23 protein-coding genes are annotated in these 22,921 nt (G+C 75.7%); 17 read left to right on the top strand and 6 right to left on the bottom strand.

Going from position 1 to position 22,921, the window contains the following annotated elements; all coding sequences use genetic code 11:
- Positions 1 to 38: 38 nt before the first annotated feature.
- The gene (locus tag ACYVQV_RS08775) at positions 39 to 1,544 is read right to left on the bottom strand and encodes a S10 family peptidase (RefSeq protein WP_461022897.1); all 1,506 of its coding nucleotides are present in this window, start codon (positions 1,542 to 1,544) and stop codon (positions 39 to 41) included.
- A 139-nt stretch (positions 1,545 to 1,683) separates the two neighbouring features.
- Between ACYVQV_RS08775 and ACYVQV_RS08770 the strand changes: the two genes are divergently transcribed.
- From ACYVQV_RS08770 to ACYVQV_RS08755, 4 genes are read left to right on the top strand one after another with little or no spacing between them, the layout of a single operon-like run.
- A complete protein-coding gene (locus ACYVQV_RS08770) occupies positions 1,684 to 2,271 on the top strand; it encodes a SigE family RNA polymerase sigma factor (protein WP_461022896.1) in 588 nt (195 codons plus the stop codon).
- Complete coding sequence (locus ACYVQV_RS08765; protein ID WP_461022895.1) at positions 2,268 to 3,083, top strand: hypothetical protein; 816 nt, start codon at positions 2,268 to 2,270, stop codon at positions 3,081 to 3,083. Before ACYVQV_RS08770 ends, ACYVQV_RS08765 begins: the two co-directional genes overlap by 4 nt.
- Positions 3,084 to 3,113: 30 nt before the next feature.
- Entirely contained in the window at positions 3,114 to 4,010 is an 897-nt protein-coding gene (locus ACYVQV_RS08760; protein WP_461022894.1) for a phosphoribosylaminoimidazolesuccinocarboxamide synthase, read from the top strand.
- A 27-nt stretch (positions 4,011 to 4,037) separates the two neighbouring features.
- Positions 4,038 to 5,483: a dihydrolipoyl dehydrogenase family protein gene (locus tag ACYVQV_RS08755; protein ID WP_461022893.1), complete on the top strand. Its 1,446-nt coding sequence runs from the start codon at positions 4,038 to 4,040 to the stop codon at positions 5,481 to 5,483.
- Positions 5,484 to 5,501: 18 nt separating this feature from the next.
- On the opposite strand, the gene ACYVQV_RS08750 is transcribed toward ACYVQV_RS08755, so the two are convergent.
- Positions 5,502 to 6,158 (bottom strand): MBL fold metallo-hydrolase, encoded by a 657-nt coding sequence (locus ACYVQV_RS08750; protein WP_461022892.1) that lies wholly within the window; start codon positions 6,156 to 6,158, stop codon positions 5,502 to 5,504.
- Positions 6,159 to 6,250: 92 nt separating this feature from the next.
- On the opposite strand from ACYVQV_RS08750, the gene ACYVQV_RS08745 reads away from it, so the two are divergent.
- The 6 genes from ACYVQV_RS08745 (at position 6,251) to ACYVQV_RS08720 (ending at position 12,889) form a co-directional block, all read left to right on the top strand.
- Complete coding sequence (locus ACYVQV_RS08745) at positions 6,251 to 6,589, top strand: PadR family transcriptional regulator (protein ID WP_461022891.1); 339 nt, start codon at positions 6,251 to 6,253, stop codon at positions 6,587 to 6,589.
- A complete protein-coding gene (locus ACYVQV_RS08740; RefSeq protein WP_461022890.1) occupies positions 6,586 to 7,716 on the top strand; it encodes a hypothetical protein in 1,131 nt (376 codons plus the stop codon). Before ACYVQV_RS08745 ends, ACYVQV_RS08740 begins: the two co-directional genes overlap by 4 nt.
- A 44-nt stretch (positions 7,717 to 7,760) precedes the next feature.
- Positions 7,761 to 8,060, top strand: a complete 300-nt coding sequence (gene purS, locus ACYVQV_RS08735; RefSeq protein WP_461022889.1) for a phosphoribosylformylglycinamidine synthase subunit PurS — start codon at positions 7,761 to 7,763, stop codon at positions 8,058 to 8,060.
- On the top strand, positions 8,060 to 8,752 hold the full coding sequence (gene purQ, locus ACYVQV_RS08730) for a phosphoribosylformylglycinamidine synthase subunit PurQ (protein ID WP_461022888.1): 693 nt from the start codon (positions 8,060 to 8,062) through the stop codon (positions 8,750 to 8,752). Before purS ends, purQ begins: the two co-directional genes overlap by 1 nt.
- Positions 8,749 to 11,142, top strand: a complete 2,394-nt coding sequence (gene purL / locus ACYVQV_RS08725) for a phosphoribosylformylglycinamidine synthase subunit PurL (protein ID WP_461022887.1) — start codon at positions 8,749 to 8,751, stop codon at positions 11,140 to 11,142. The genes purQ and purL overlap by 4 nt, the downstream gene beginning before the upstream one ends.
- A 184-nt stretch (positions 11,143 to 11,326) precedes the next feature.
- Positions 11,327 to 12,889, top strand: coding sequence for a GGDEF domain-containing protein (locus tag ACYVQV_RS08720; protein WP_461022886.1), 1,563 nt, complete (start codon positions 11,327 to 11,329; stop codon positions 12,887 to 12,889).
- Between the two features lie 107 nt (positions 12,890 to 12,996).
- On the opposite strand, the gene ACYVQV_RS08715 is transcribed toward ACYVQV_RS08720, so the two are convergent.
- Together ACYVQV_RS08715 and ACYVQV_RS08710 are read right to left on the bottom strand one after the other, a co-directional pair.
- A complete protein-coding gene (locus ACYVQV_RS08715) occupies positions 12,997 to 13,884 on the bottom strand; it encodes a thioesterase family protein (RefSeq protein ID WP_461022885.1) in 888 nt (295 codons plus the stop codon).
- A complete protein-coding gene (locus ACYVQV_RS08710) occupies positions 13,881 to 14,909 on the bottom strand; it encodes a zinc-dependent alcohol dehydrogenase family protein (RefSeq protein WP_461022884.1) in 1,029 nt (342 codons plus the stop codon). Before ACYVQV_RS08710 ends, ACYVQV_RS08715 begins: the two co-directional genes overlap by 4 nt.
- A 116-nt stretch (positions 14,910 to 15,025) precedes the next feature.
- Between ACYVQV_RS08710 and ACYVQV_RS08705 the strand changes: the two genes are divergently transcribed.
- From ACYVQV_RS08705 to ACYVQV_RS08695, 3 genes are all read left to right on the top strand, one after another.
- On the top strand, positions 15,026 to 15,421 hold the full coding sequence (locus tag ACYVQV_RS08705; RefSeq protein ID WP_461022883.1) for a sterol carrier family protein: 396 nt from the start codon (positions 15,026 to 15,028) through the stop codon (positions 15,419 to 15,421).
- The gene (locus ACYVQV_RS08700) at positions 15,418 to 15,699 is read left to right on the top strand and encodes a histidine kinase (protein WP_461022882.1); all 282 of its coding nucleotides are present in this window, start codon (positions 15,418 to 15,420) and stop codon (positions 15,697 to 15,699) included. The genes ACYVQV_RS08705 and ACYVQV_RS08700 overlap by 4 nt, the downstream gene beginning before the upstream one ends.
- 76 nt (positions 15,700 to 15,775) lie before the next feature.
- Positions 15,776 to 16,525: a class I SAM-dependent DNA methyltransferase gene (locus ACYVQV_RS08695; protein WP_461022881.1), complete on the top strand. Its 750-nt coding sequence runs from the start codon at positions 15,776 to 15,778 to the stop codon at positions 16,523 to 16,525.
- A 26-nt stretch (positions 16,526 to 16,551) separates the two neighbouring features.
- On the opposite strand, the gene ACYVQV_RS08690 is transcribed toward ACYVQV_RS08695, so the two are convergent.
- Both ACYVQV_RS08690 and ACYVQV_RS08685 read right to left on the bottom strand, forming a co-directional pair.
- The gene (locus ACYVQV_RS08690) at positions 16,552 to 17,403 is read right to left on the bottom strand and encodes a phosphotransferase (protein ID WP_461022880.1); all 852 of its coding nucleotides are present in this window, start codon (positions 17,401 to 17,403) and stop codon (positions 16,552 to 16,554) included.
- 22 nt (positions 17,404 to 17,425) lie between these two features.
- On the bottom strand, positions 17,426 to 18,085 hold the full coding sequence (locus ACYVQV_RS08685; protein WP_461022879.1) for a hypothetical protein: 660 nt from the start codon (positions 18,083 to 18,085) through the stop codon (positions 17,426 to 17,428).
- A gap of 65 nt (positions 18,086 to 18,150) precedes the next feature.
- Between ACYVQV_RS08685 and purF the strand changes: the two genes are divergently transcribed.
- From purF to purM, 4 genes are all read left to right on the top strand, one after another.
- Positions 18,151 to 19,734, top strand: coding sequence for an amidophosphoribosyltransferase (gene purF / locus ACYVQV_RS08680; protein WP_461022878.1), 1,584 nt, complete (start codon positions 18,151 to 18,153; stop codon positions 19,732 to 19,734).
- Positions 19,735 to 19,943: 209 nt separating this feature from the next.
- Positions 19,944 to 20,837 (top strand): hypothetical protein, encoded by an 894-nt coding sequence (locus ACYVQV_RS08675; protein ID WP_461022877.1) that lies wholly within the window; start codon positions 19,944 to 19,946, stop codon positions 20,835 to 20,837.
- A 32-nt stretch (positions 20,838 to 20,869) separates the two neighbouring features.
- Positions 20,870 to 21,646 (top strand): fructosamine kinase family protein, encoded by a 777-nt coding sequence (locus ACYVQV_RS08670; protein WP_461022876.1) that lies wholly within the window; start codon positions 20,870 to 20,872, stop codon positions 21,644 to 21,646.
- A gap of 135 nt (positions 21,647 to 21,781) precedes the next feature.
- On the top strand, positions 21,782 to 22,855 hold the full coding sequence (gene purM / locus ACYVQV_RS08665; protein ID WP_461022916.1) for a phosphoribosylformylglycinamidine cyclo-ligase: 1,074 nt from the start codon (positions 21,782 to 21,784) through the stop codon (positions 22,853 to 22,855).
- Positions 22,856 to 22,921: the final 66 nt, after the last annotated feature.

Genomic DNA, 22,921 nt, shown 5'->3' with positions numbered 1-22,921 from the left:
CCGGCCCCGGCCCCGGCGGTGTCCGGCGCGTGCGTGGCTCAGCCGGTGCGCGCCGCCTCGCGGACCCAGTCGGCCAGGTCCTGCGCCTGCTGCACCCGGCTCGGCTCGTGCACGTACATCATGTGCCCCGACGGGTAGTAGGCGGTGGACACGTTGTCGCGCAGCTCGTCCGGCACCTGCAGCCGGGCGACGGTGCTCTCGGCGGCGAAGTAGGGCGTCGCGCCGTCGAACCAGCCGCAGGCCACGTGGACCTTCAGGTGGGGGTTCGCCCGCATGGCGGCGGACAGCCTGTCGGTCACGGACACGTGCCGGTCCTCGAACTCCTGGTACGACCACGGCCGGACCCGGTCGGTGAGGATCTCGTACGGCAGGTCGTTGTGGTACCCGAGCTCGGCGCGCACGTAGTGGTTGAACGCCGCGGCGTAGGGCCCGTGGATCGCCAGGTAGGACGGGTCCTCCTCGAAGTGCTCGCCGCCGGCGTCCCGGTCCCAGCCGGTGAACCGGCCGTCGAGGCGACCGACGACCCGGCGGCGGTCGCGCAGCAGCTCGGTGAAGAACCGGATGTGCTCGATCCGCAGGTCGACCCGGTCGACGTAGTCCTCGGACAGCCCGGTCAGGCGGGCGGTGGTCGCGACGACGTCCGCCCGCTCCTCGGCGGTGAGGCGGGCGCCGCGCGCCAGTGCCCACGGGTAGCGCGTGGCCGCGAACTCCTCGGCCTCGGCGAGGACGTCGGCCAGCGGCCGGTCCCCGTGCAGGCCGTGGTGGTGGGCGATGGCCGCGTACGTGGGCAGGAACATCGCGTACGGGGCGTCGTTGCCCTCGGTGAACCGGATCGTGCCCATGTCCAGCACCATCGAGATGAGGGCGATCCCGTTGAGGTACATGCCGTAGCGGGTCTGCAGGTGCTCGGCGAGGGCGGCCGCGCGCAGCGTCCCGTAGGACTCCCCGGCCAGCAGCTTGGGGCTCATCCACCGGTCGTTGCGGGTGGTCCACAGCCGGATCACCTCCGCCACGGACTGCAGGTCGCCGGTGAAGCCGTGGTAGTCACCCGGCTTGCCGCCGCGGACGGCGCGGGAGTACCCGGTCGACACCGGGTCGATGAAGACGAGGTCGCTGTGCCGCAGCAGCGTCTCGGCGTTGTCGGCCAGCCCGTACGGCGGCGGCGCGAGGTCCCCGGCGTCGCCCATCAGGACCCGTCGCGGGCCGAGCACGCCCAGGTGCAGCCACACGGACGACGACCCCGGGCCGCCGTTGAAGCAGAACGTCACCGGCCGGCTCGACGCGGGCGCGTCGTCCAGGGTGTACGCCGCGACGAAGACCTCCGCCTTCGGCTGGTGGCCCTTGAACTCGCCGTCCTCGACCACCTCCTGGCGCAGCACGACCCGACCGGCGCGCGCCGTGTACGCCAGGGTCAGGTCACCGGTCTGGAGCGTGTGGTGGGTGGTGACGAGGTCGTCGACCGGCGGGGCGGGCGGCGGGCTGGGGTGGCCGGGCGAGGCGTCGTGGGTGCGGTCGGCGTCCTGGGGCGCGGTGGCGTCGGTCACGGCTACGGACCCTAGCCCGGGACGGTGACGGCCCGGTCGACGCAGCCGGTGAGCGGAGGCAACCACCGGCGGGGTCCGTTCCGTGTCACAGTCCAGGGGGCGCCTGCGCGCGCCCGTGCGGTGGCAGGGAGGAGCGGACGTGTCGCGCGACGACGAGGAGTTCACGGCGTGGGCGTCGGCCCGCGCGGCCGCGCTGCGCCGCACCGCCTTCCTCGTCTGCGCTGACTGGCACCTGGCCGACGACCTCGTGCAGACGACCCTGGTCAAGGTGCACGCGGCGTGGCCCCGGCTGCGACGCCGCGACGCCCTCGACGCCTACGCGCGACGGACCCTGGTGCGGGTCGCGATCGACGAGTCGCGCCGCCCGTGGCGCCGGGAGCACAGCGCCGAGACGGTCCCCGAGCCCCGCCCGGCGCCGGGTGGCGGGGCGCCGCCGGTGGAGGACGGCGTCACCGGGCGGCTCGACGCGCTGGCCCTGCTGGACGAACTGGCTCCGGGGCAGCGCGCCGTCATGGTGCTGCGCTACTGGGAGGACCTGCCGGTCGAGCAGGTGGCCGAGCTGCTCGACGTGTCCGTCGGCACGGTGAAGAGCCAGGCGCACAAGGCCGCCCGGACGCTGCGACAGCGGTTGGCCACCGGGCCGGGTGAGCCGGTGGGGGCTGCGCCGCAGCCGCCGTCGGCGGCGGGGGCCCGTCCGGCGGGCCGGCCCGTCGGGGTGGGGACGTGACGGCGTCCCCGCCCGGGGCCGAGGACCGCGACGCCGCCCTGGCCCGGTCGGTGCTGCAGCAGGCGGTCGTCGACGAGCCGCCGCTGACCCTGGACCTGGGGGAGGTCCGTCGGGTCGGGCGCCGGCAGCGGCGACGGCGACGGCTGGGCTCGACCGCGGTCGCGGCCGTGCTCGTCGCCGGCGCCGTGACCGCGGTCGTGGCGCTGCCGGCGGCGCTGCGCCCGGGTGCGCCCGCCGCCCCCGGACCGCTCGAGCGTTCCGGTGCGGGCACCACGTTCGCCGCCGCCGACGGTGCCCAGCCGCGCGGGGAGGTGGCTGACGACGCCGTGCGCGCCGGTGTCGTCAGCGCGCAGACGGCCGGCACGTGGCGCACCAAGGCCGTCGCGGCGGCGGTCGGCGGGTCCGGGGCGGAGGCACGCGCCGTGCCCGTCGAGCTCACCCCGCCGGTGCGCGTGCTGCGCGACGGGGACGGTCGCCCGGTCGGTGCGACCGCCCGGCTCAGCGTCGACGTCCTCGGGGTCGGGTCGGCGTCGGGCAGCGTCGACCTCGAGATCGAGGTCCGCCGCGGCGGCGAGGACGTCGGTCCCTGCCCCGCCCCTGCGGACCCGGGGTGCGGACCCGTCCCCGGTGCCGACGGGGCCGTCGTCCACGTCGGCCGGTCGGTCGCGGGGCACCTGGTCGCGCACGTGCGCGCCGGGGACGTGCAGGTCGTCGTCAGCGCCGTTCCCGGACCGGACGGGGTCCCGGTCCTCCCGCAGGACCGGGTCGTCGCGGTCGCGACCGCGCCGGTGCTCCTGCACGCCCTGGACTGAGGGCGCGGCCGGCTCTGCCAGACTGCGCGCGTGAGCGAGCCGCTGCAGCTGCCCGGGTGGCGGCACACGTACTCGGGCAAGGTCCGCGACCTGTACGTGCGGGACGACGACGACGGCCTCGTGCTGGTGGTGGCCAGCGACCGGATCAGCGCCTACGACCACGTCCTGAGCACCCCCATCCCCGACAAGGGCAAGGTTCTCACCGCCCTGACCCTGTGGTGGTTCGCGCAGGTCGAGGGCGCCGGGCTGGGGGTGCGCGACCACCTGGTGTCGACCGACGTCCCCGCGGAGGTCGCCGGGCGGGCGATGGTCTGCCGCCGCCTGGACATGGTGCCGGTGGAGTGCGTGGCCCGCGGTTACCTCACCGGCTCCGGGCTGGCCGAGTACCAGGAGTCCGGCGCAGTGTGCGGCGTCGAGCTGCCCGAGGGCCTGGTCGACGGGTCCCGGCTCGACCCGCCGGTCTTCACGCCGGCCCGCAAGGCGGAGGTCGGCGAGCACGACGAGAACGTCTCCTTCGACGTCGTCGCGGCCGAGCACGGGCGCGACCTGGCCGAGGCGCTGCGCGACACCACCCTGCGCGTGTACACCTGGGCGGAGGAGGTCGCCCGCGAGCGCGGCGTCCTGCTCGCCGACACCAAGCTCGAGTTCGGCGTCGACCCGGACGTCGGTGACCAGCGGCTGGTCCTGGCCGACGAGGTGCTGACCCCCGACTCGTCCCGGTTCTGGCCGGCCGACCAGTGGGAGCCGGGCCGGCCCCAGCCGAGCTTCGACAAGCAGTTCGTGCGCGACTGGCTGACGTCGCCGGCCTCCGGCTGGGACCGGTCCGGCGGCACCCCGCCACCGCCGCTGCCGGACGACGTCGTCGAGCGGACCCGCGCGCGGTACGTCGAGGCCTACGAGCGGCTCACCGGCGACGTCTGGCGCTGACCCCGGCCCGCTGCGACGCTCGACGCCATGACCGGGCAGCGCAGCGAGTGGGACGTCGTCGTCGTGGGCGGTGGGCCCGCCGGTGAGGTGGCGGCCGCCCGGGCCGTGGACGGCGGGCTGAGCGCCGCGCTCGTCGAGGTCGACCTGCTCGGCGGCGAGTGCTCGTACTGGGCGTGCATGCCCAGCAAGGCGCTGCTGCGCCCGGGGCACGCGCTGGTCGCGGCCCGCCGGGTGCCGGGGGCCGCCGAGGCGGTGCGTGGCGACCTGGACGTCGACGCGGTGCTGCGGCGCCGGGACGCGTTCACCCACGGCTGGGACGACGCGGCGCAGGCCGAGTGGGCCGACGGCGCGGGCGTGGACGTCGTCCGCGGACACGGCCGGCTCGTGGGGGAGCGTGCCGTCGAGGTGACCGTCGGGGACGGCAGCACGCGGACGCTGCGTGCCCGGCACGCCGTCGTGCTGGCCACCGGCTCCCGGCCCGTCACCCCGCCCGTCGAGGGGCTGCGGCACACCGAGCACTGGGGCAGCCGCGAGGCGACCGCGGCCCGCGCGGTGCCGGGCCGGCTGGCGGTGCTCGGCGGCGGGGTCGTCGGGGTGGAGATGGCGCAGGCGTTCGCGCGGTTGGGGTCGCAGGTCACCCTCCTCGCCCGCGGCGGCGTCCTCGGCCGGGCCGAGCCCCGGGCGGCCGAGCTCGTCGCGGAGGGTCTGCGCGCCGACGGCGTCGACGTCCGGGACGGCGCGCAGGCCGTGCGGGTCGAGCGGGCCGGGGGTGCGGGGAGCCGCACCGGGGAGGTGACCGTCACCCTGGCCGACGGAGACGTCGTCGCGGCGGACGAGCTGCTGGTGGCGACGGGACGGCGTCCCGGCACCCACGACGTCGGCGTGGAGTCCGTGGGCCTGGACCCCGACGCCCCGCTGGACGTGGACACGACCGGGCTGGTGCGCGGGGTCGAGGGCGACTGGCTGTACGCGGTCGGGGACGTCGCCGGGACCGCGCCGCTGACCCACGTGGGCAAGTACGCGGCCCGGGCCGTCGGCGACGTGGTGGCCGCGCGGGCGGCCGGCCGGGAGGTCCGTGACGGGGCGTACGGGGCGCACGCCACGACGGCCGCGGTCCGGGCGGTGCCGCAGGTCGTGTTCACCGACCCCGAGGTGGCGTCCGTCGGCCTGACCGCGGCCGGGGCCGCCGACGCCGGGCTGGCCGTCCGGTGCGCCGACGCCGACCTCGGCGCCGTGGCGGGGGCCTCGCTGCACGCGGACGGGTACACGGGGTGGGCGCGCCTCGTCGTGGACGAGGAGCGGTCGGTCGTCGTGGGCGCCACGTTCGTGGGCCCGGACGTCGCCGAGCTCCTGCACGCCGCGACCGTCGCCGTGGTGGGGGAGGTGCCGCTGGGACGGCTGCGGCACGCCGTCCCCGCCTACCCCACGGTCAGCGAGGTGTGGCTCACCCTCCTCGAGGCCGCCGGTCCCTGACCCGGGCCTGCCTGCCGGTCAGAGGTCGGTGGCCCCCGCGCCGGCGAGGTCGCGGACCTCGACCCCGTCGCCGTCCCGGCCGCCGAGGGAGCCGAGGAGGCGCAGGTACAGGGCGCGGCCGTCGTCCGACAGCAGGTGGTCGTGGACGGGGACCACGGTGCCCGCACCGACCGCACGGGAGAACTCGATGGTCTCCTTCACCGCGGCCCACGGGGCGTTGACCGGGACGGCGAGCACGTCGACGCCGCTCGGGGTGGCCTCGTAGGAGTCACCGGGGTGCAGCAGGGTGGGCCCGCCGGCCTCCCGGGCGAGGACGCCGACGTTGCCGATCCGCGGGACGTCGGCGTGGATGACGGCGTGCCGGCCGCCCACGGCCTCGAGGGCGAGGTCGCCGAGCTCGACGCCGTCGCCCGGCGTGAACGCGGTGGTGGTGAGGTCCCTCGCCTCGTCGGACGCCGCGACCGCGGGCTCCATCAGCAGCCGCGCGCCGGGGTTGGCCTCGACGAGGGCGGGCAGCCGGGACCAGTCGACGTGGTCGGGGTGGGCGTGGGTGACGACGACGGCGTCCAGGCCGGTGACGTCCTCGAAGGAGGACCACGACCCGGGGTCGACCAGCACGCGGGCGCCGGAGGTCTCGACGAGCAGGCAGGCGTGTCCGAGGTGGGTCAGTCGCATGGCCTCACTGTGCCACCGGGACGCAGCAGGCGCAGGGGGCCGGCGGCGCCGAGGCGTAGCGCTCATGCATCGGTTCACGATATATATCGGGAATGGCGACCCTGCGGATCACCGAGCAGCTGTACCTCGTGCTGCTGGCGCTGGCGGACCAGCCACGGCACGGCTACGGGGTCGTCGAGGCCGTGCGGGCGATGACCGACGGTGACGTGGTGCTGCGGCCCGGCACGCTCTACGGGGTGCTGGACCGCCTCGTCGCCGCCGGCTGGGCGGTTCCCGAGCGGGAGGAGGTCGTCGACGGCCGGCTGCGCCGCTACTACGCCCTCACCTCGGACGGCGCCGCAGCGGCCCGCGCCGAGACCGAGCGGCTCGCCGCCCTGACCCGCTCCGCCGCGCGCGTCCTTCGCGCGCGACCGGCCGGGGGGACGGCGTGACCGGGGGGCCGAACCGCCCCGGCGAGCAGGCCGCCGCGTACGAGCGCCGCTGCCGCCGGCTGCTGCGCGCCTACCCTCGCCGGTGGCGCGCCCGGTACGGCGACGAGCTCCTCGGCCTGCTGCTGGACACCGCACCCCCGGGCGTGACGCGACCCGGTGCCCGCACGACTTGGGACGTCGTCCGCTCCGGCTGGTCCTGGCGGCTGCGGCACCGCCCCCCGCTGTGGAGGTGGGTGCTGTGGCGGATGTACGACGTGGTGCCGCGAGGGCACCGCAGTTGGGCGCGGGACGATGTGGAGGGGGCTCTCTACCCGTTGCGCACGAACTGGCTACCGCCCCTTTTCGTGCTGGTGCTTCCCGGCATCCTCGGCGCGCTGACGAATCCGTCGGGCGTCCCGGGCTACCTGGCGATGATCATCCCCTGGTGGGCTGCCGGGTCCGTGGCCGGGATGCTGCTCTGGGGTGCCAGCACGCGAGCCATGGCGCGCCGCAAGATCGACCCCGAGGTCCCCGAGCCCCGGACCTGGTGGGACGAGCAGCCGGCCGGGACCGGCCCTAGGCGCAGGGCCGCTCCGGGCACGTGGCTCACCAGCGCATGGTGCGGCGCGGGGACGCTCGCCGTCGTCGTGTGGTGGGTCGGTGCCGGTCACCGCGGCGACGGCCTCGCGCGGGTAGCGCTCGCGCTGCTCGCGGGACTGCTGCTCGCGACCGCCGTGGCGACCGTGGTCACCCTGCGCACCTCCCGGTCGCTGCCGCCGTGCCAACCCCACCGGCGTCTGGCCCGCCCGCACGGCGTGCTGACCGCCGCCGCGCTCGGGATGGCGGCGTACGTGGGGCTGTTCGGCGCGACCCGGGACACGACGTGGGTGGTCGACCTGACGGTATTCGCCGCGCTGGCTGCTCTCGCCACCGTCCCAGTCGCGGCCACCGTCGACCTGCTCGCGCGGCTGCTGCTGCGGCGCCGTCCGGACCTGCGCCCGGCGGTCCGCGACGTCGTCCTGCTGGCCCTCGGCCGCACCCCGCGGACCGACCCGCCGCAGCCCGTCTGGCAGGAACCGGACGGCGTCGCGCGCGCTTCCGCCGCCGTGCGTGGACGCGTGTCCGGAGGGGGTCCCGTCCGCGGGTAGCCTGACCCCCATCCACCCCTCCTCGACCCGTGGAGTGCCCTGAGATGGGACGCATCGTCGTCGACGTCATGCCCAAGCCGGAGATCCTCGACCCCCAGGGCAAGGCGGTGGCCGGCGCCCTGCCCCGACTGGGCTTCGGCGGCTTCACCTCCGTGCGGCAGGGCAAGCGGTTCGAGCTGGAGGTCGACGGCGACGTCACCCCCGAGCTGCTCGCGCGGGCCCGCGAGGCCGCGACCACGCTGCTGAGCAACCCGGTGATCGAGGACGTCGTCCGCGTCGCCGACGCCGCCGAGCACGACGCCGACCAGGGAGCCGGCCAGGACGCCGCGGAGGTGGGCGCCTGATGCGGGTCGGCGTCGTCACCTTCCCCGGCACCCTCGACGACCGCGACGCCGCCCGCGCCGTCCGCCTGGCCGGCGGCGAGGCCGTCGCCCTGTGGCACGGGGACGCCGACCTCAAGGGCGTCGACGCGGTCGTCCTGCCCGGTGGCTTCTCCTACGGGGACTACCTGCGCTGCGGGGCGATCTCCCGGTTCGCCCCCGTCATGCAGCCGGTCGTGGACGCCGCCCGCGGCGGGCTGCCGGTGCTCGGCATCTGCAACGGGTTCCAGGTGCTGTGCGAGGCGCACCTGCTGCCCGGCGCCCTGATCCGCAACGACCACCGGACGTTCAACTGCGTCGACCAGCGGCTGCGGATCGAGCGCACCGACACCCCGTGGACGAACCAGTACGACCAGGGCGAGGAGGTCGTCATCCCGCTGAAGAACGGCGAGGGCGGCTTCGTCGCCGACGAGGCGACCCTGGACCGGCTCGAGGGGGAGGGCCGGGTCGTCGCCCGGTACCTCGGCGACAACCCCAACGGCAGCTACCGCTCCATCGCGGGCGTCAGCAACGAGACCGGCACCGTCGTCGGGCTGATGCCCCACCCGGAGCACGCCACCGAGCCCGGCTTCGGCCCCGACCCTCGCAGCGGCACCGACGGCACCGACGGCCTGCGCTTCTTCACCTCCGTGCTGGCGGGGGTGCTGTCCGCGTGAGCCCGCAGCCCGCCTCCACCCAGCCCTCCACCGCCGAGCCGACCGGCGTCGAGCCGGCCGGTGCCCGCGCCACCACCTCCGGCGCGGCCGCCCACCTCGACACGGTCGCGCACGCGTCGTCCACACCCGACGTCGAGCAGCCCTGGACCGAGCTCGGCCTCAAGGCCGACGAGTACCAGCGGATCCGCGACATCCTCGGCCGCCGCCCCACCTCCGCCGAGCTCGCCATGTACTCGGTGATGTGGAGCGAGCACTGCTCCTACAAGTCCTCCAAGGTGCACCTGCGGCGCTTCGCCGACGTCCCCGCCGAGACCGGCGTCGGCAAGCTCCTCGCCGGCATCGGCGAGAACGCCGGCGTCGTCGACATCGGCCAGGGCTGGGCGGTGACCTTCAAGGTCGAGTCCCACAACCACCCCAGCTACATCGAGCCGTACCAGGGGGCCGCGACCGGCGTCGGCGGCATCGTCCGCGACATCCTCGCCATGGGCGCCCGCCCCGTCGCCGTGATGGACCAGCTCCGGTTCGGCGCGATCGACCACCCCGACACCGCCCGCGTCGTCCACGGCGTCGTCGCCGGCGTCGGCGGGTACGGCAACTGCCTGGGTCTGCCGAACATCGGCGGCGAGCTCGTGTTCGACCCCGTGTACCAGGGGAACCCGCTCGTCAACGCCCTGTGCGTCGGCGCGCTGCGGCACGAGGACCTCCACCTGGCCAACGCCCGCGGCGAGGGCAACCTCGTCGTGCTGTTCGGCGCCCGCACCGGCGGCGACGGCATCGGCGGTGTGTCCGTGCTCGCCTCGGAGACCTTCGAGGACTCCGGCCCCAGCCGCCGTCCCGCGGTGCAGGTCGGGGACCCGTTCGCCGAGAAGGTCCTCATCGAGTGCTGCCTTGAGCTCTTCGGCGCCGGCGTGGTCGAGGGCATCCAGGACCTCGGCGGCGCCGGCCTGTCCTGCGCGACCTCCGAGCTCGCCTCCGCCGGCGACGGCGGGATGCGCGTGCGCCTGGACGAGGTGCCGCTGCGGGACGCGACGCTGCGCCCCGAGGAGATCCTCATGTCGGAGTCCCAGGAGCGGATGATGGCCGTCGTCCGCCCCGACCGGATCGAGGAGTTCCTCGCGATCACCGGCAGGTGGGACGTCGAGGCCGCCGTCATCGGCGAGGTCACCGGCACCGGCCGCTTGGAGGTCACCTGGCACGGCGAGGTCGTCGTCGACGTCCCGCCGCGCACCGTCGCCCACGAGGGCCCGGTGTACGAGCGGCCGTACGCCCGGCCCGCCGACCAGGACGCGCTGCAGGCCGACACCGCCGAGCAGCTGCCCCGGCCGACGACCGGCGAGGAGATCAGCGCCACCCTGCTGCGGCTCGTCGGCTCGCCGAACCTCGCCAGCAAGCAGTGGGTCACCGACCAGTACGACCGGTACGTCCTCGGCAACACCGCCCTGGCGATGCCGGACGACGCGGGGGTCGTCCGCGTCGACGAGGAGACCGGGCTCGGCGTCGCCGTCGCCACCGACTGCAACGGCCGGTTCGCGCGCCTCGACCCGTACGCCGGGGCCCAGCTCGCGCTGTCCGAGGCGTACCGCAACGTCGCCACCGCCGGCGCCGTCCCGCTCGCGGTCACCGACTGCCTGAACTTCGGCTCGCCCGAGGACCCCGCCGTCATGTGGCAGTTCGCCGAGGCCGTCCGGGGCCTCGCCGACGGCTGCCGCGACCTCGGCACGCCCGTCACCGGCGGCAACGTGTCGCTGTACAACCAGACGGGTGACACGGCGATCCACCCCACCCCCGTCGTCGGGGTCCTCGGGGTCCTGGACGACGTCATGCGCCGCACCCCGTCCGGCTGGCGGGAGCCCGGGCAGGCGATCTACCTGCTCGGCACCACCCGCGAGGAGCTGTCCGGCTCGGAGTGGGCCTGGGTCGAGCACGGCCACCTCGGTGGGCTGCCGCCCCGCGTCGACCTCGACGCCGAGCGCCAGCTCGGCCAGATCCTCGTCAACGCCTCCCGCGACGGTCTCGTCGACGCCGCGCACGACCTGTCGGACGGCGGGCTCGCGCAGGCGCTCGTCGAGTCCTGCCTGCGCTACGGCGTGGGTGCGCGGATCTGGCTCGACGAGGTCTGCGAGCGGGACGGGCTGGACCCGTTCACGCTGCTGTTCTCCGAGTCCGTGGCGCGGGCCGTCGTCGCCGTCCCCCGCAGCGAGGAGGTCCGCTTCACCGACATGTGCACCGCCCGCGGGTACCCGCACGCCCGGATCGGCGTGGTCGACCCGGCGGGGACCGGCGGCGACCCGGAGACGCCCGTGCTCGACGTCCAGGGCCTGTTCAGCCTGACCCTGGACGCCCTGCGCGAGGCCTGGGAGCCTCTGCTGGCACGCACCTTCGCCGACTGACCGCTACCGTCCCACCACGGACGGCGCGCGTGCGGCCCCGCCGCACCCGCCAGGCCGACGCCGACCGGCCCACCGGATGCGCCGCCCGTGTGACGAGGAGCCCCCGGGGCTCCGGCCCGAGCCCGTCGGCGCCGATGAGACACCGATGAGGTCGCAGCCGCAGTGAACCCGTGAGGAGGGGGTCGTGCCCACGTCGATCGCCCTCCTGCTCGACGAGCTGGAGGACATGGTCCGCCGGGACCCGGACCGTGCCCTGGCCCAGGCGCAGCGCCAGCAGACGGCGGCCGAGGAGGCCGGCGACCTGGTGCTCGTGCGGCGCGCCGTGCTCGTGCAGGCCGACGTGCTCGCCCGGCGCGGTCGCACCGCCGAGTGCGTCCGGGTCTTCCGCGACGTCAACGAGTGGGCGACCAAGCACGACCACGCCTACCTGAGGGCCCGCAGCCACCGGCTGCTGTCGGCGCTGTTCCGCCGGATCGGTGACTCGGTGCTCGCGCTGGAGCACGCCGTCCCCGCCCTCGAGCTGCTCGAGCCCGACGTGCGCCCCGCGCTGCGCGCCGACCACCTGCTCGGCCTGGCCGACGCCCTGGGGTCCTGCCAGTCCTACGACGACGCCCGCGCCAGGTACCAGGAGGCCAGCCGGCTCGCCGAGGTGGCCGGTGACCTGCACCTGCGGGTCATCGCCCTCAACAACATGACGTACACCGAGGTCCTCGCCGGTCGCGCCGACCACGCGGTGGCGTCCGCGGAGCGGGTCCTCGCCGCGTCGGAGACCCACGGGGTGGAGCTGCTGCCCGCGATAAGGGACACCGTGGCCCGGGCGCTGATGATGGTGGGCCGGTACGAGGCCGCGGAGCGCACCCTCATCCCCGGGCTGGCCGAGGAGGACGGCGAGCCGCTCGGCGACTTCGACCAGGTCGCCAACGCGCTGCTGACGATGGCGGAGATCTACCGGCACCAGGACCGGCCCGTGCTGGCCCAGCTCACCCTCGACCGGTGCCTGGACCTGTGCGACCGGCACCAGCTCAACGGCGTCGGCGTCCGCGCCCAGCGCGAGCAGGCCGAGCTCCTCGCCCACCAGGGCAGCTGGCAGGAGGCGTACGAGGTCTTCAAGGGGTACCACGAGGCGAACAGCCAGCTGAACTCCTCCGAGCGGGAGGCCCGCGCCCGCACCCGGCAGGCGATCTACGAGGTGACCGAGGCCCGCCGCGACAGCGCCCGGTTCCGCGAGCTCGCCGTGCGCGACCCCCTGACCGGCCTGCACAACCGCCGGTTCATCGACGAGAAGCTGCCCGCGCTGCTGCTCAACTGCGTGGACGTCGGCATGCGGCTGACCGTCGCGCTGCTCGACATCGACCACTTCAAGTCCGTCAACGACACGTACTCGCACGACAACGGCGACGAGGTGCTGCGCCGGGTCGCCCGGATCCTGCAGGACGGGTGCGCCGACGTCCGCGCCTCGGTCGTCGCGCGGATGGGCGGCGAGGAGTTCCTGCTCGTGCTGCCGGGCCTGCCCGAGGTCGACGCCGTGCTGCGCCTGGACAGGTTGCGCGCCGCCGTCGCCCACCACGACTGGTCCGACGTCACGCCGGGCTTCCGGATCACCCTGAGCGTCGGTGCCGTCACCGCCCCGGACGACGGCGTCGACATGAGCACCCTGCTCCGCCGCGCCGACGCGAACCTCTACGAGGCGAAGGACGCCGGCCGCAACGCCGTCCGCCACGGCTGGCGGCAGGCCGACCGCGTCTGACCCACCTCCCCTTTGCTCCTTCAAGCGGGCTTTGCTCGCCAGAACGGGCCGGAAGCCGCCGATTCGCCCCGCTGCAGCGAGCAAAGGCCGCTCAGGTGAGCACGGGGTCAGCGGGGGAGGAGCAGGCCGGCGAGCTGGTGACCGGTGGCGACGAGGCGTCCGGCGGCGTCCCACACGTCGCACGTCTCGTCGACGGTCGCGCTGCGCCCGGCGGACGCCGACCCGTCGTCGACCACCCGGGCCGTCTGCCGCACCCGCAGCGCCCCGGGCGCAGGGTGGGCCCGCAGCCACACGGAAAGGTGCATCGTCGGCACCCAGCCCGCCGACCCCAGGTCGAACGTGGCCGGTGGCAGGCAGTCGGCGGCGAGCACCAGGGCCAGGGCGTCCACCGGCCGGTCGTCGTCGAACGCCACCCACCCCCGCAGCTCGCCCTGGCCAGACGGAGCCCCCCGCACCCAGCCCAGGCACGCCGGGTCCAGCCACTCGGCCAGCTCACCCATCAGCGGCACCTCGAAACCGGGCCCGCGGGTCGGCAGGCGCACGCAGTCGGCCGGGTCCGGCAGCAGCACCGGGGGGACGGCGTCGTGCACGTGCCCGGACTCCGGGCCGGGCAGCGCCCCGCAGGTGACGACCCCGTCCAGGTACGTCGCGACCGGCCCCGCGCCGTCGCCGCCCGCCGACCGCACGGACACCCGCACCACGCTCGTGCCCCGGCCGGCGCGCAGCACCTCGGTCACGACGTCCACCGGTCCGGGCGGCGCGACCGCCACGAACGCCCCGGACACCGCCACGGGGTCCAGGTGCGGGCCGCCGGCACGCTCGACCTGGGCGAGGGCCGCCCGGGTGGCGGTCGCCAGCAGGTACCCGCCGTTCGTGCGCCCGGCGATCGAGAACGTCGGCGCCACGTCCGCCCGCCACACGCCGTCCGCCACCGGCTCGACGGCGGTCGCCGCGTCGAACCGGTACGCCGCGGTCGCCGTCACGTCGGCGCTCACGGCTCGAGCAGCACCTTGATCGCGCGGCGCTCGTGCATCGCCGCGTACCCCTCCGCCACGTCGGCCAGGGGCAGCGTCAGGTCGAACACCCGGCCCGGGTCGATCTCGCCGGCGAGGACGTCGCGCATCAGGTCCGGCAGGTACGCCCGCACGGGCGCGACGCCGCCGCGCACACCGACGTTGGTCCGGAACATCTGCCGGACCGGCAGCTCGACGCCGTGCGGCACCCCGACGTAGCCGACGGTCCCGCCCGGCCGGGCCGAGCCGAGGGCCTGCAGCATCGCCGGGCCGGTGCCCACGCACTCCAGGACGGCGTCCGCGCCCGTCCCGCCGGTCAGCTCCAGCACCGCCTCCACCCCCTCGTCCCCGCGGGCCTCGACCACATCCGTCGCGCCGAACGCCCGGGCGACCTCCTGCCGCGGCGCGTGCCGGCTCATCGCCACCACCCGCTCGGCGCCCATCCGCGACGCGGCCAGCACCCCGCACAGTCCGACGGCGCCGTCCCCGACGACCACGACCGTCGACCCCTCGGTGACCCCGGCGGCGACGGCCGCGTGCCACCCGGTGCCCATGACGTCGGACAACGCCAGCAGCGAGGGCACCATCGCCTCGTCCGGCGGGCCGGGGGTCGCCACGAGCGTGCCGTCGGCGAACGGCACCCGCACCGCCTCCGCCTGGCAGGCGGCCTCGTCCGTGCCGAACCCGCCGCCGTGGCGGCAGGACGTGTGCACCCCGTTCGCGCAGTGGTCGCACGTGCCGTCGCTGTACAGGAACGGCGCCACCACGAAGTCCCCGGGCTGCACGGTGATGACCTCGGAGCCGACCTCCTCGACCACGCCGACCATCTCGTGCCCGATCCCGGACGGCCGCTCCACCGGGTTCTCGCCGCGGTACGGCCACAGGTCCGAGCCGCAGATGCACGAGGCGGTCACCCGGACGACGGCGTCGGTGGGGTCCTCGACCCGCGGGTCCGGCGCGTCGTGCAGCCTGACGTCGAACGGTGCGTGGATGACGGTGGCGCGCACGGGGCTCCTCCAGGTCGGTCGACGTGCGGGACGGCGGCCCGGCGCCCGGTGCGGAGCGGCCGGGGGCCGTCGCGGCCGGGGTGCCGACGGGCACGGCCTGGTGACAGCATGCCGGTGTGCCTCCCCGCCGTCGCACCGAACCCGCCGAGGGCGCCGCCGCGCTCGCCGCCTGGGCCCACGACCCGGACGCCGTGACGCGGTCCCAGCTGGCCACCGCCGTCCGGCACACCCTCGAGACGCTCGCCGAGAACGCACCCGGCCGGTCCGTCGAGGTGCGGGTGCCGCCGTTCGCCGCGGTGCAGTGCGTGCAGGGGCCCCGGCACACCCGCGGGACGCCGCCGAACGTCGTCGAGACCGACGCGACGACGTGGCTGGAGCTCGCCACCGGCCGGCTGGCGTGGCGGACGGCGGTCGCCGACGGACGGGTGTCGGCCAGCGGCGAGCGGGCCGACCTGACCGAGCACCTCCCGCTGCCGGACGCCGCCTCCCCGCGGGCTACCGTCGGGCCGTGAGCGAGCAGCCCCGACCGAGCGACCCGCCGTCCGCCGCCGAGGCCGGTCCCACCGCGGCCGAGCGCGCCGCCGCCCGGCCGGCCCGCGTCCGCCGCGCCCCCCGGTTCGGTCGGTTCATCGGCACGGCCGTGGTCGTGGGCCTGCTGCTCGGCGTCCTGCTGCCCGGTGCGGACGCCACCGGCTGGGTGCGGCTCTTCACCGCGGGTGGCCTCGCCCTCCTCCTGGGGCTCGTCGCCGCCGTCCTGGCCGTCGTCGCCGACAAGCGGTCCCGGCGCTGACGGTCGGCTCCACACGCAGCGCCGCAGGCGCGTTAACCCGTTGCCCGTCCGGGTCCGCCCCTGGGACGGTCCGCGGGTGCAGGGATTCGACCCCAGGACGGCCTTCGGCCCCCACGTCGCCGCGAGGTACGACGACGTCGCCCGAGGCGACGAGGAGGCCGCTGCGGACTTCCTCGCCAGCCGGTCTGCGGGCAGCGCCCTGGAGCTGGCCATCGGCACGGGACGGATCGCGCTGCCCCTGGCGCGACGCGGTGTGCGGGTCGACGGGATCGAGCTGTCCCCGCACATGGTGGAGCGCCTGCGTGGCAAGCCGGGCGGCGACCGCCTCGACGTCCGCCTCGGCGACATGGCCCGGGAGACGACCGGACGCCGCTACCCGCTCGTGTACCTCGTCTACAACACGATCTTCAACCTGCTGACCCAGGACGACCAGGTCGAGTGCTTTCGCAACGCGGCGCGGCACCTGGACGACGGCGGGGTGTTCGTCGTGGAGGCCGCCCCGCCGTGGGCGTGGGTGCGGGGCACGCGGTACGTCGACGTCGAGCAGGTGTCCGCCGGGTCGGTCGTGCTCGACGTCAACACGTACGACCCGGTCACCCAGGTCCTCGACGAGAACCACGTGCGGATCGGCGTCGACGGCATCTTGATGGGACCGGTCTCCTGCCGGCTCGCCGCGCCGTCCGAGCTGGACCTGATGGCGCGGCTCGCGGGGCTGCGGCTGGTCGAGCGGTGGGGCGGCTGGTGCTGCGAGCCCTTCACGGCCAGCAGCGCGCTCCACGTGAGCGTGTACGCAGTCGGTGACGCGGCGGGTGCGTCACCGGCGTGAACCACCGGCGTAGGCGCCCGGCGGCATCAGAACCGGGCGAGCGCCTCGGTGAGCATCCGGTGCCCCTGCGCCTCGAACGCCCCGTCCCCGACGCCGTACGCCCACACGGCCGTTCCGACGGCCTCGCGCAGCAGCTCCACCGGCCATGTCGCGGCGTCCCGCGGGTCGTCGCCGTAGCCCCGCAGGAAGGCGCGCTCGAGACGGGGGTCGTCACGCCACTGCTGCGCGGCGAGCCGGCACAGGTCCGTCGCGGCCGGGCGCAGGTCGAACCGCCCGAAGTCGATCAGCCTGATGGTGCCGTCGTGGACGAGCCAGTTCCTAGGGTGCAGGTCGCCGTGCGTGGGGACGACGACGACCGGGCGCGGGCGGTACGACGCGAGCACCGCGCGGGTCTCGCGCTCGACGTCGGCGTCGATGCGGTGGTCCCGGTCCAGCCAGGCCAGCGCCTTCGCGTTCGCCGTCGATTCGTAGGCGTGGTCCACCACGCGCTCCTGCGCGTGCAGCGACCGCAGGACGGCTCCCGCCTGCTCGTGAACGTCCGCGACCATCGCGAGCGGCGTGCCGTCGGCGAGCGAACCCTCCAGGAAGTCGAGCACCAGCACCCCCTGCTCCGTGCTCGCGTACCGCAGAGCAGCGACGTGCCCGGTGCGCACCAGCGGTGCGGTGCAACCCTCGTGCGCGCGCAGCTCCCGCCGGATGTGGTGGTTGGCCTGGCCACCGGCCTTGACCACGAGGTCGCGGCCGCCCGCGCGGACCCGCAGCACGCGCGTGGGGGCGTCCGGCCACGACATGTCGGCGACCAGCACCGGGTCACCCAGCCACCGCGTGAGCAGCGCCGACTGGTCCGGGGCGAGCACGCCGTGGTCCCAGCCGGTCACGGACGCTGAGGGCCGGCGGTGCTCACCGGACGGCGGGCTGGGCGAGGTCGCGCACGAGCCGCTGGGGGTCGTGCGGGTCGGGGGAGAAGCCGACCCGCGGGAAGTAGTCCCAGGCGTCGACCATCCGGTCGGTCGGGGCGACGAGGCGGCGCAGGCCGTCGCGGGCCAGCAGCCCGTCCTTGCGGTAGACGAACTTGCCGACGGTGAAGTCCCGGAACCGCGGCAGCACGTAGTCGAGCTCGACCCTCGCCGCCCCGGGTTCACCGTCGGGCGGCGCGCACAGCAGCACCACCCCGACGGTCTCGGTGTCACGCAGCACCAGGTACGACACCGCTCCGGCGGCGTGGCCGTCCCAGACGAAGCCGGGGTTGTGCGCCTCGATGTCCGCAGCGTGCTTGCGCAGCACGTGCCGCAGGTAGTCCTCCGTCGGGCCGACCTCGACGACCTCGAACACCCGGTCGTCGTCGCGGGTGCGCAGCAGCCGGGTCAGGTGGACGACGTTGATCAGGGCGATGACGGCGTTCATCGCGACCATCGGCCAGACCTCGATCGCCGCGTTGTAGAAGACGAGGACGGCGGATGCGGCGAGGTTCAGCGCCCGCAGCCGCAGCACCCGGGTCTGGAGCAGGGACACCACGAGGACGGCGGAGCCCGCCCACCCGATGACCTCCAACCACGGCACCCGACCAGGGTAGGTGGGCGCCCACGGCGGCGTGCCGGGGCCCGCCGCTGTGGGACCATGACGTCGTGGCGCGCGGCGACGGACGACTGACCCACGACCTGCTCCCCGGCGAGAAGGGCCCGCAGGACGCCTGCGGCGTCTTCGGCGCCTGGGCTCCCGGCGAGGAGGTCGCCAAGCTGGCGTACTTCGGGTTGTACGCCCTGCAGCACCGCGGGCAGGAGTCCGCGGGCATCGCCGCGAGCAACGGCCGGCAGATCCTCGTCTACAAGGACATGGGCCTGGTCTCGCAGGTCTTCGACGAGACCGCCCTCGGCTCGCTGAACGGCCACCTGGCGATCGGCCACACCCGGTACTCCACGACCGGCGCGAGCGTGTGGGAGAACGCCCAGCCGACCCTCGGTGCGACCGCGTCGGGCACCGTCGCGCTGGCCCACAACGGCAACCTCACCAACTCGGCGGAGCTGCGGGACCTGGTCGAGGAGCGCGCCGGCCGCGCGGCCCGCGGTCGCCTGCCCCGCGGGGAGCTCGCCCGCGGCAACACCACGGACACGGCGCTGGTCACCGCCCTGCTGGCGGGTGACCCGGACCGCACCCTCGAGGCCACGGCGCTGGAGGTGCTGCCGCTGCTGCGGGGCGCGTTCAGCCTGGTGTTCATGGACGAGCACACCCTGTACGCGGCCCGCGACCCGCACGGCGTCCGCCCGCTCGTCCTCGGCCGGCTGGAGCGCGGCTGGGTCGTCGCGAGCGAGACCGCCGCCCTCGACATCGTCGGCGCCAGCCTGGTCCGCGAGATCGAGCCCGGCGAGATGGTCGCCGTCGACGAGGAGGGCCTGCGCTCGCACCGCTTCGCCGAGCCGACCCCGAAGGGGTGCGTGTTCGAGTACGTGTACCTGGCCCGGCCGGACACCACGATCAGCGGCCGCAACGTGCACGAGGCGCGGGTCGAGATGGGTCGGCGCCTGGCCGCCGAGCACCCGGTCGACGCCGACCTGGTCATCCCGACGCCGGAGTCGGGGACGCCGGCCGCGATCGGCTACGCGGAGGCGTCCGGGATCCCCTACGGCCAGGGCCTGGTGAAGAACTCCTACGTCGGGCGCACGTTCATCCAGCCGAGCCAGACGATCCGCCAGCTCGGCATCCGGCTCAAGCTCAACCCGTTGCGCGAGGTGATCCGCGGCAAGCGCCTCGTGGTCATCGACGACACGATCGTGCGCGGCAACACCCAGCGCGCCCTGGTGCGGATGCTGCGGGAGGCCGGGGCCGCGGAGGTGCACGTTCGGATCACCGCCCCGCCGGTGACGTGGCCGTGCTTCTACGGCATCGACTTCGCCAGCCGCGCCGAGCTGATCGCCACCGGGCTGGGGGTGGACGAGGTCCGGGCCGCGATCGGCGCCGACTCCCTCGGGTACATCTCGCACGACGCGATGGTCGAGTCGACCCGGCAGCCCGCGGACCGGCTCTGCACCGCGTGCTTCACCGGGCGCTACCCGATCGAGCTGCCCGAGCCGGACCTGGTGGGGACCCTGCTGGAGCAGGAGGAGCTCGACCTGGACGCCTCGCAGGCCGGCGCGACACCGCAGCGGACGGACGTCGACGGCGTCAGCACCGGGGTCGCCGGGGGAGCCGCCGACTCCCTGGCCCGGCCCTGAGGGCTTTCCGCCGAACGGGCGGCGCGTGCTGCGCCGAACGGGTCGCAGTATCACTCTGCGTGGGTGAACAACGATCCGAGAGTGACCGCGCATGAGGGCTGCCGCGTGACCCTGGGCGGGTGCCCACACCACCGCGCTCCCGTCCGCGCCCGTCAGCCGCAGCCCGTGCCGGCGTCCTGCCCGCCCCGGCGAGCAGGAGGCGGCTGGCCGTGCCGTCCCTCCTCGCGCTGCTCCTGGCGCTCGTGGCGTCGACGGTCGGCGCTACCGCCGCCGTCGCTGCGCCCAAGGGCCGGACGACGACGCCGAGCCCGGTGGTCGCCGTGAGCCCGACGGACGGCCAGGCCGGCTCGGGTACCGCACCCGGCCGGGCCACGTGGGTGTGGGACCGGCCCGACCCCGCCGCGCTCAGCGCCTTCACCGCGGACCGGGGCGTCACCCACCTCTACGTGCACACCGCGCCGGTGGTCGACGCCGCCGACCTGGCGTGGCTGACCTCCCTCGCCGGCCACGCCGCCGCCGCCGGGCAGGAGCTGTGGGCCCTCGGTGGCGACCCCGCGTGGGTCACCCGGCCGGCGGACGCCGTCGCGTGGCAGCGCGCGGCGCTCGCCACCGGTCTGTTCGCCGGTTCCCACGTCGACGTCGAGCCGTACGCACTGCCCGGGTGGTCCGTGCCCAGGCAGCGCACCTCGCTCGTCGAGGGGCACCTGACCCTGATGGCGACGCTCCAGGCGGACAGCCCGCTGCCGCTGCACGCCGACCTGCCGTTCTGGGCGCACGAGGTCTCCGCGAAGAAGGGCACCTGGGCCGACGGCGTCCTGACCCGGGTGGACGGCGTGACCGCGATGTCCTACCGCGACTCGCCAGCGGGGATCCTCGACGTCGGGGCGCCGCTGCTGGAGCGGGGTGCCGCGCTCGGCGTCCCCGTGCAGCTCGCCGCCGAGACGATCCCGCTGGCGGACTGCCCGTACTGCACCTTCGCCGAGGAGGGCGCAGCGGCCCTGGCCGCCGCCGTCGCGGACGTCGACGCGGCGCTGGTGGGCCACCCGTCCTACGCGGGGCTCGCCGTCCACCACGCCAGCGCCTGGATGGCCCTGCACCCCTGAGCCGCGCGTCGGGCGTGGGGCACGATGCCCACGTGACGGACCCCGACGCGTTCACCAAGTCCGACCCCGGCGCGCCGGACGGCTTCTTCGAGGTCGAGGCGGCGGGGCTGCGCTGGCTCGCGCAGGCCGCGGACGGCGTCCCCGTCGTGGGCGTGCGGGACGTCGGTCCCGGCCGCATCGTCCTGGACCGTCTGACGACCACCGCCCCCGCCCCCGCAGCGGCGGACGACCTCGGCCGCGGCCTGGCCGCGACCCACGCGGCGGGTGCCCGCCACCACGGGTGCCCGCCCGACGGCTGGGACGGCGACGGGTTCATCGGGACCGCACCGCTGCCGCACGACGTCACCGGGCGCTGCGGCTCGTTCGGCGAGTTCTACGCGACGTCGCGCGTCGAGCCGTACCTGCGCGCGGCCGTCGACCGAGGGCTCCTGCCCCCGACGCTGCGGGCGCGGCTCGACGAGGTGCTGGGCGCGCTGCGCGCCGGCGCGTTCGACACCGGCGAGCCGCCGTCCCGCCTGCACGGCGACCTGTGGTCCGGCAACGTCGTGTGGACGCCGCGCGGGGCGGTCCTGGTGGACCCGGCCGCCCACGGTGGGCACCGCGAGACGGACCTGGCGATGCTCGCCCTCTTCGGTCTGCCGCACCTGGACCGGGTGCTGGCGGCGTACGACGCGTGCGCCCCGCTGGCCGACGGGTGGCGTGAGCGCGTGCCGGTGCACCAGCTGCACCCGCTGTTGGTGCACGTGGTGCTCTTCGGCGGCGGGTACGTCGACCGGCTCGCGGCCGTCGCGGCCGCCTGCCCGTGCTGAGCGCCACCGGCGGATCGCTAGGCTTCGGGCGTGCCGAGCGACGAGCGTCCAGCGGTCCCCGGTCAGGGGCCGGCCGACACGACCTCCTCCGCCGCGGCGGGCGCCGCCTCCGGGACGACGTACGCGCGCGCCGGGGTGGACGTCGAGGCGGGTGACCGGGCCGTCGAGCTGATGAGGGCGGCGGTGACCGCCACGCACGGGTCCGAGGTCCTCGGGGGGTTCGGCGGCTTCGCGGGGCTCTTCGACGCGTCGGCCCTCACCGGGTACCGGCGTCCGCTGCTGGCGACGAGCACCGACGGCGTGGGGACGAAGGTGGCGGTCGCCCAGGCGATGGACCGGCACGACACGATCGGGATCGACCTCGTCGCGATGGTCGTCGACGACATCGTGGTCAGCGGCGCGAGGCCCCTGTTCATGACGGACTACATCGCGTGCGGCAAGGTCGTGCCCGAGCGGGTCGCGGACGTCGTGCGGGGGATCGCGGAAGGGTGCGCCGCCACGGGGACGGCGCTCATCGGTGGGGAGACCGCCGAGCACCCGGGCCTGCTCGGCCCGGACGAGTACGACGTCGCCGGTGCCGCGACGGGCGTGGTCGAGGCGGACGACGTCCTGGGCCCGCACCGGGTGCGCGCCGGTGACGTCGTGGTGGCGATGCCGTCGTCCGGTCTGCACTCGAACGGGTTCTCCCTGGTCCGCCGCGTCCTCGCCGACGCCGGCTGGGCCCTGGACCGGGACGTCCCCGAGCTGGGCCGCACGGTGGGCGAGGAGCTGCTGGAGCCCACCCGCCTGTACACCCGGACGTGCCTGGACCTGGCCGGGGACCCGGCGTGCGGGGTGCACGCGTTCACCCACGTCACCGGCGGTGGTCTGGCGGCGAACCTCGCGCGGGTGCTCCCGGCGGGTCTGCTCGCCACCGTCGACCGCTCGTCGTGGACGCCGCAGCCCGTCTTCGGTCTCGTGGCCGGCCTGGGTCGGGTACCCCGCGAGGACCTGGAGCGGACCCTGAACCTCGGGGTGGGGATGGTGGCCGTCGTCGCCGCGGAGGGCGTGGACGCGACCCTGTCGCGCCTCGCTGCGGCGGGCACGCCGGGCTGGGTGCTCGGGGACGTCGCTGAGCTCGCCGGCCAGGACGCGACGGACCTGGTCAGCGGGACCAAGGGCGTCGCCGGGGGCGCCGTCCGGATGACCGGCAGCCAGGCACTCGTCTGATCACCTGCGCCCTCGCCCGGTCACCCAGCGACGGACCGTCGCCGAGCGTGACCATGCCGCGCACGC

This window comes from Thalassiella azotivora, assembly GCF_054781695.1.
Note: the sequence above shows the minus strand (reverse complement) of the source record. Positions and strands in the feature narration are given on the sequence as shown.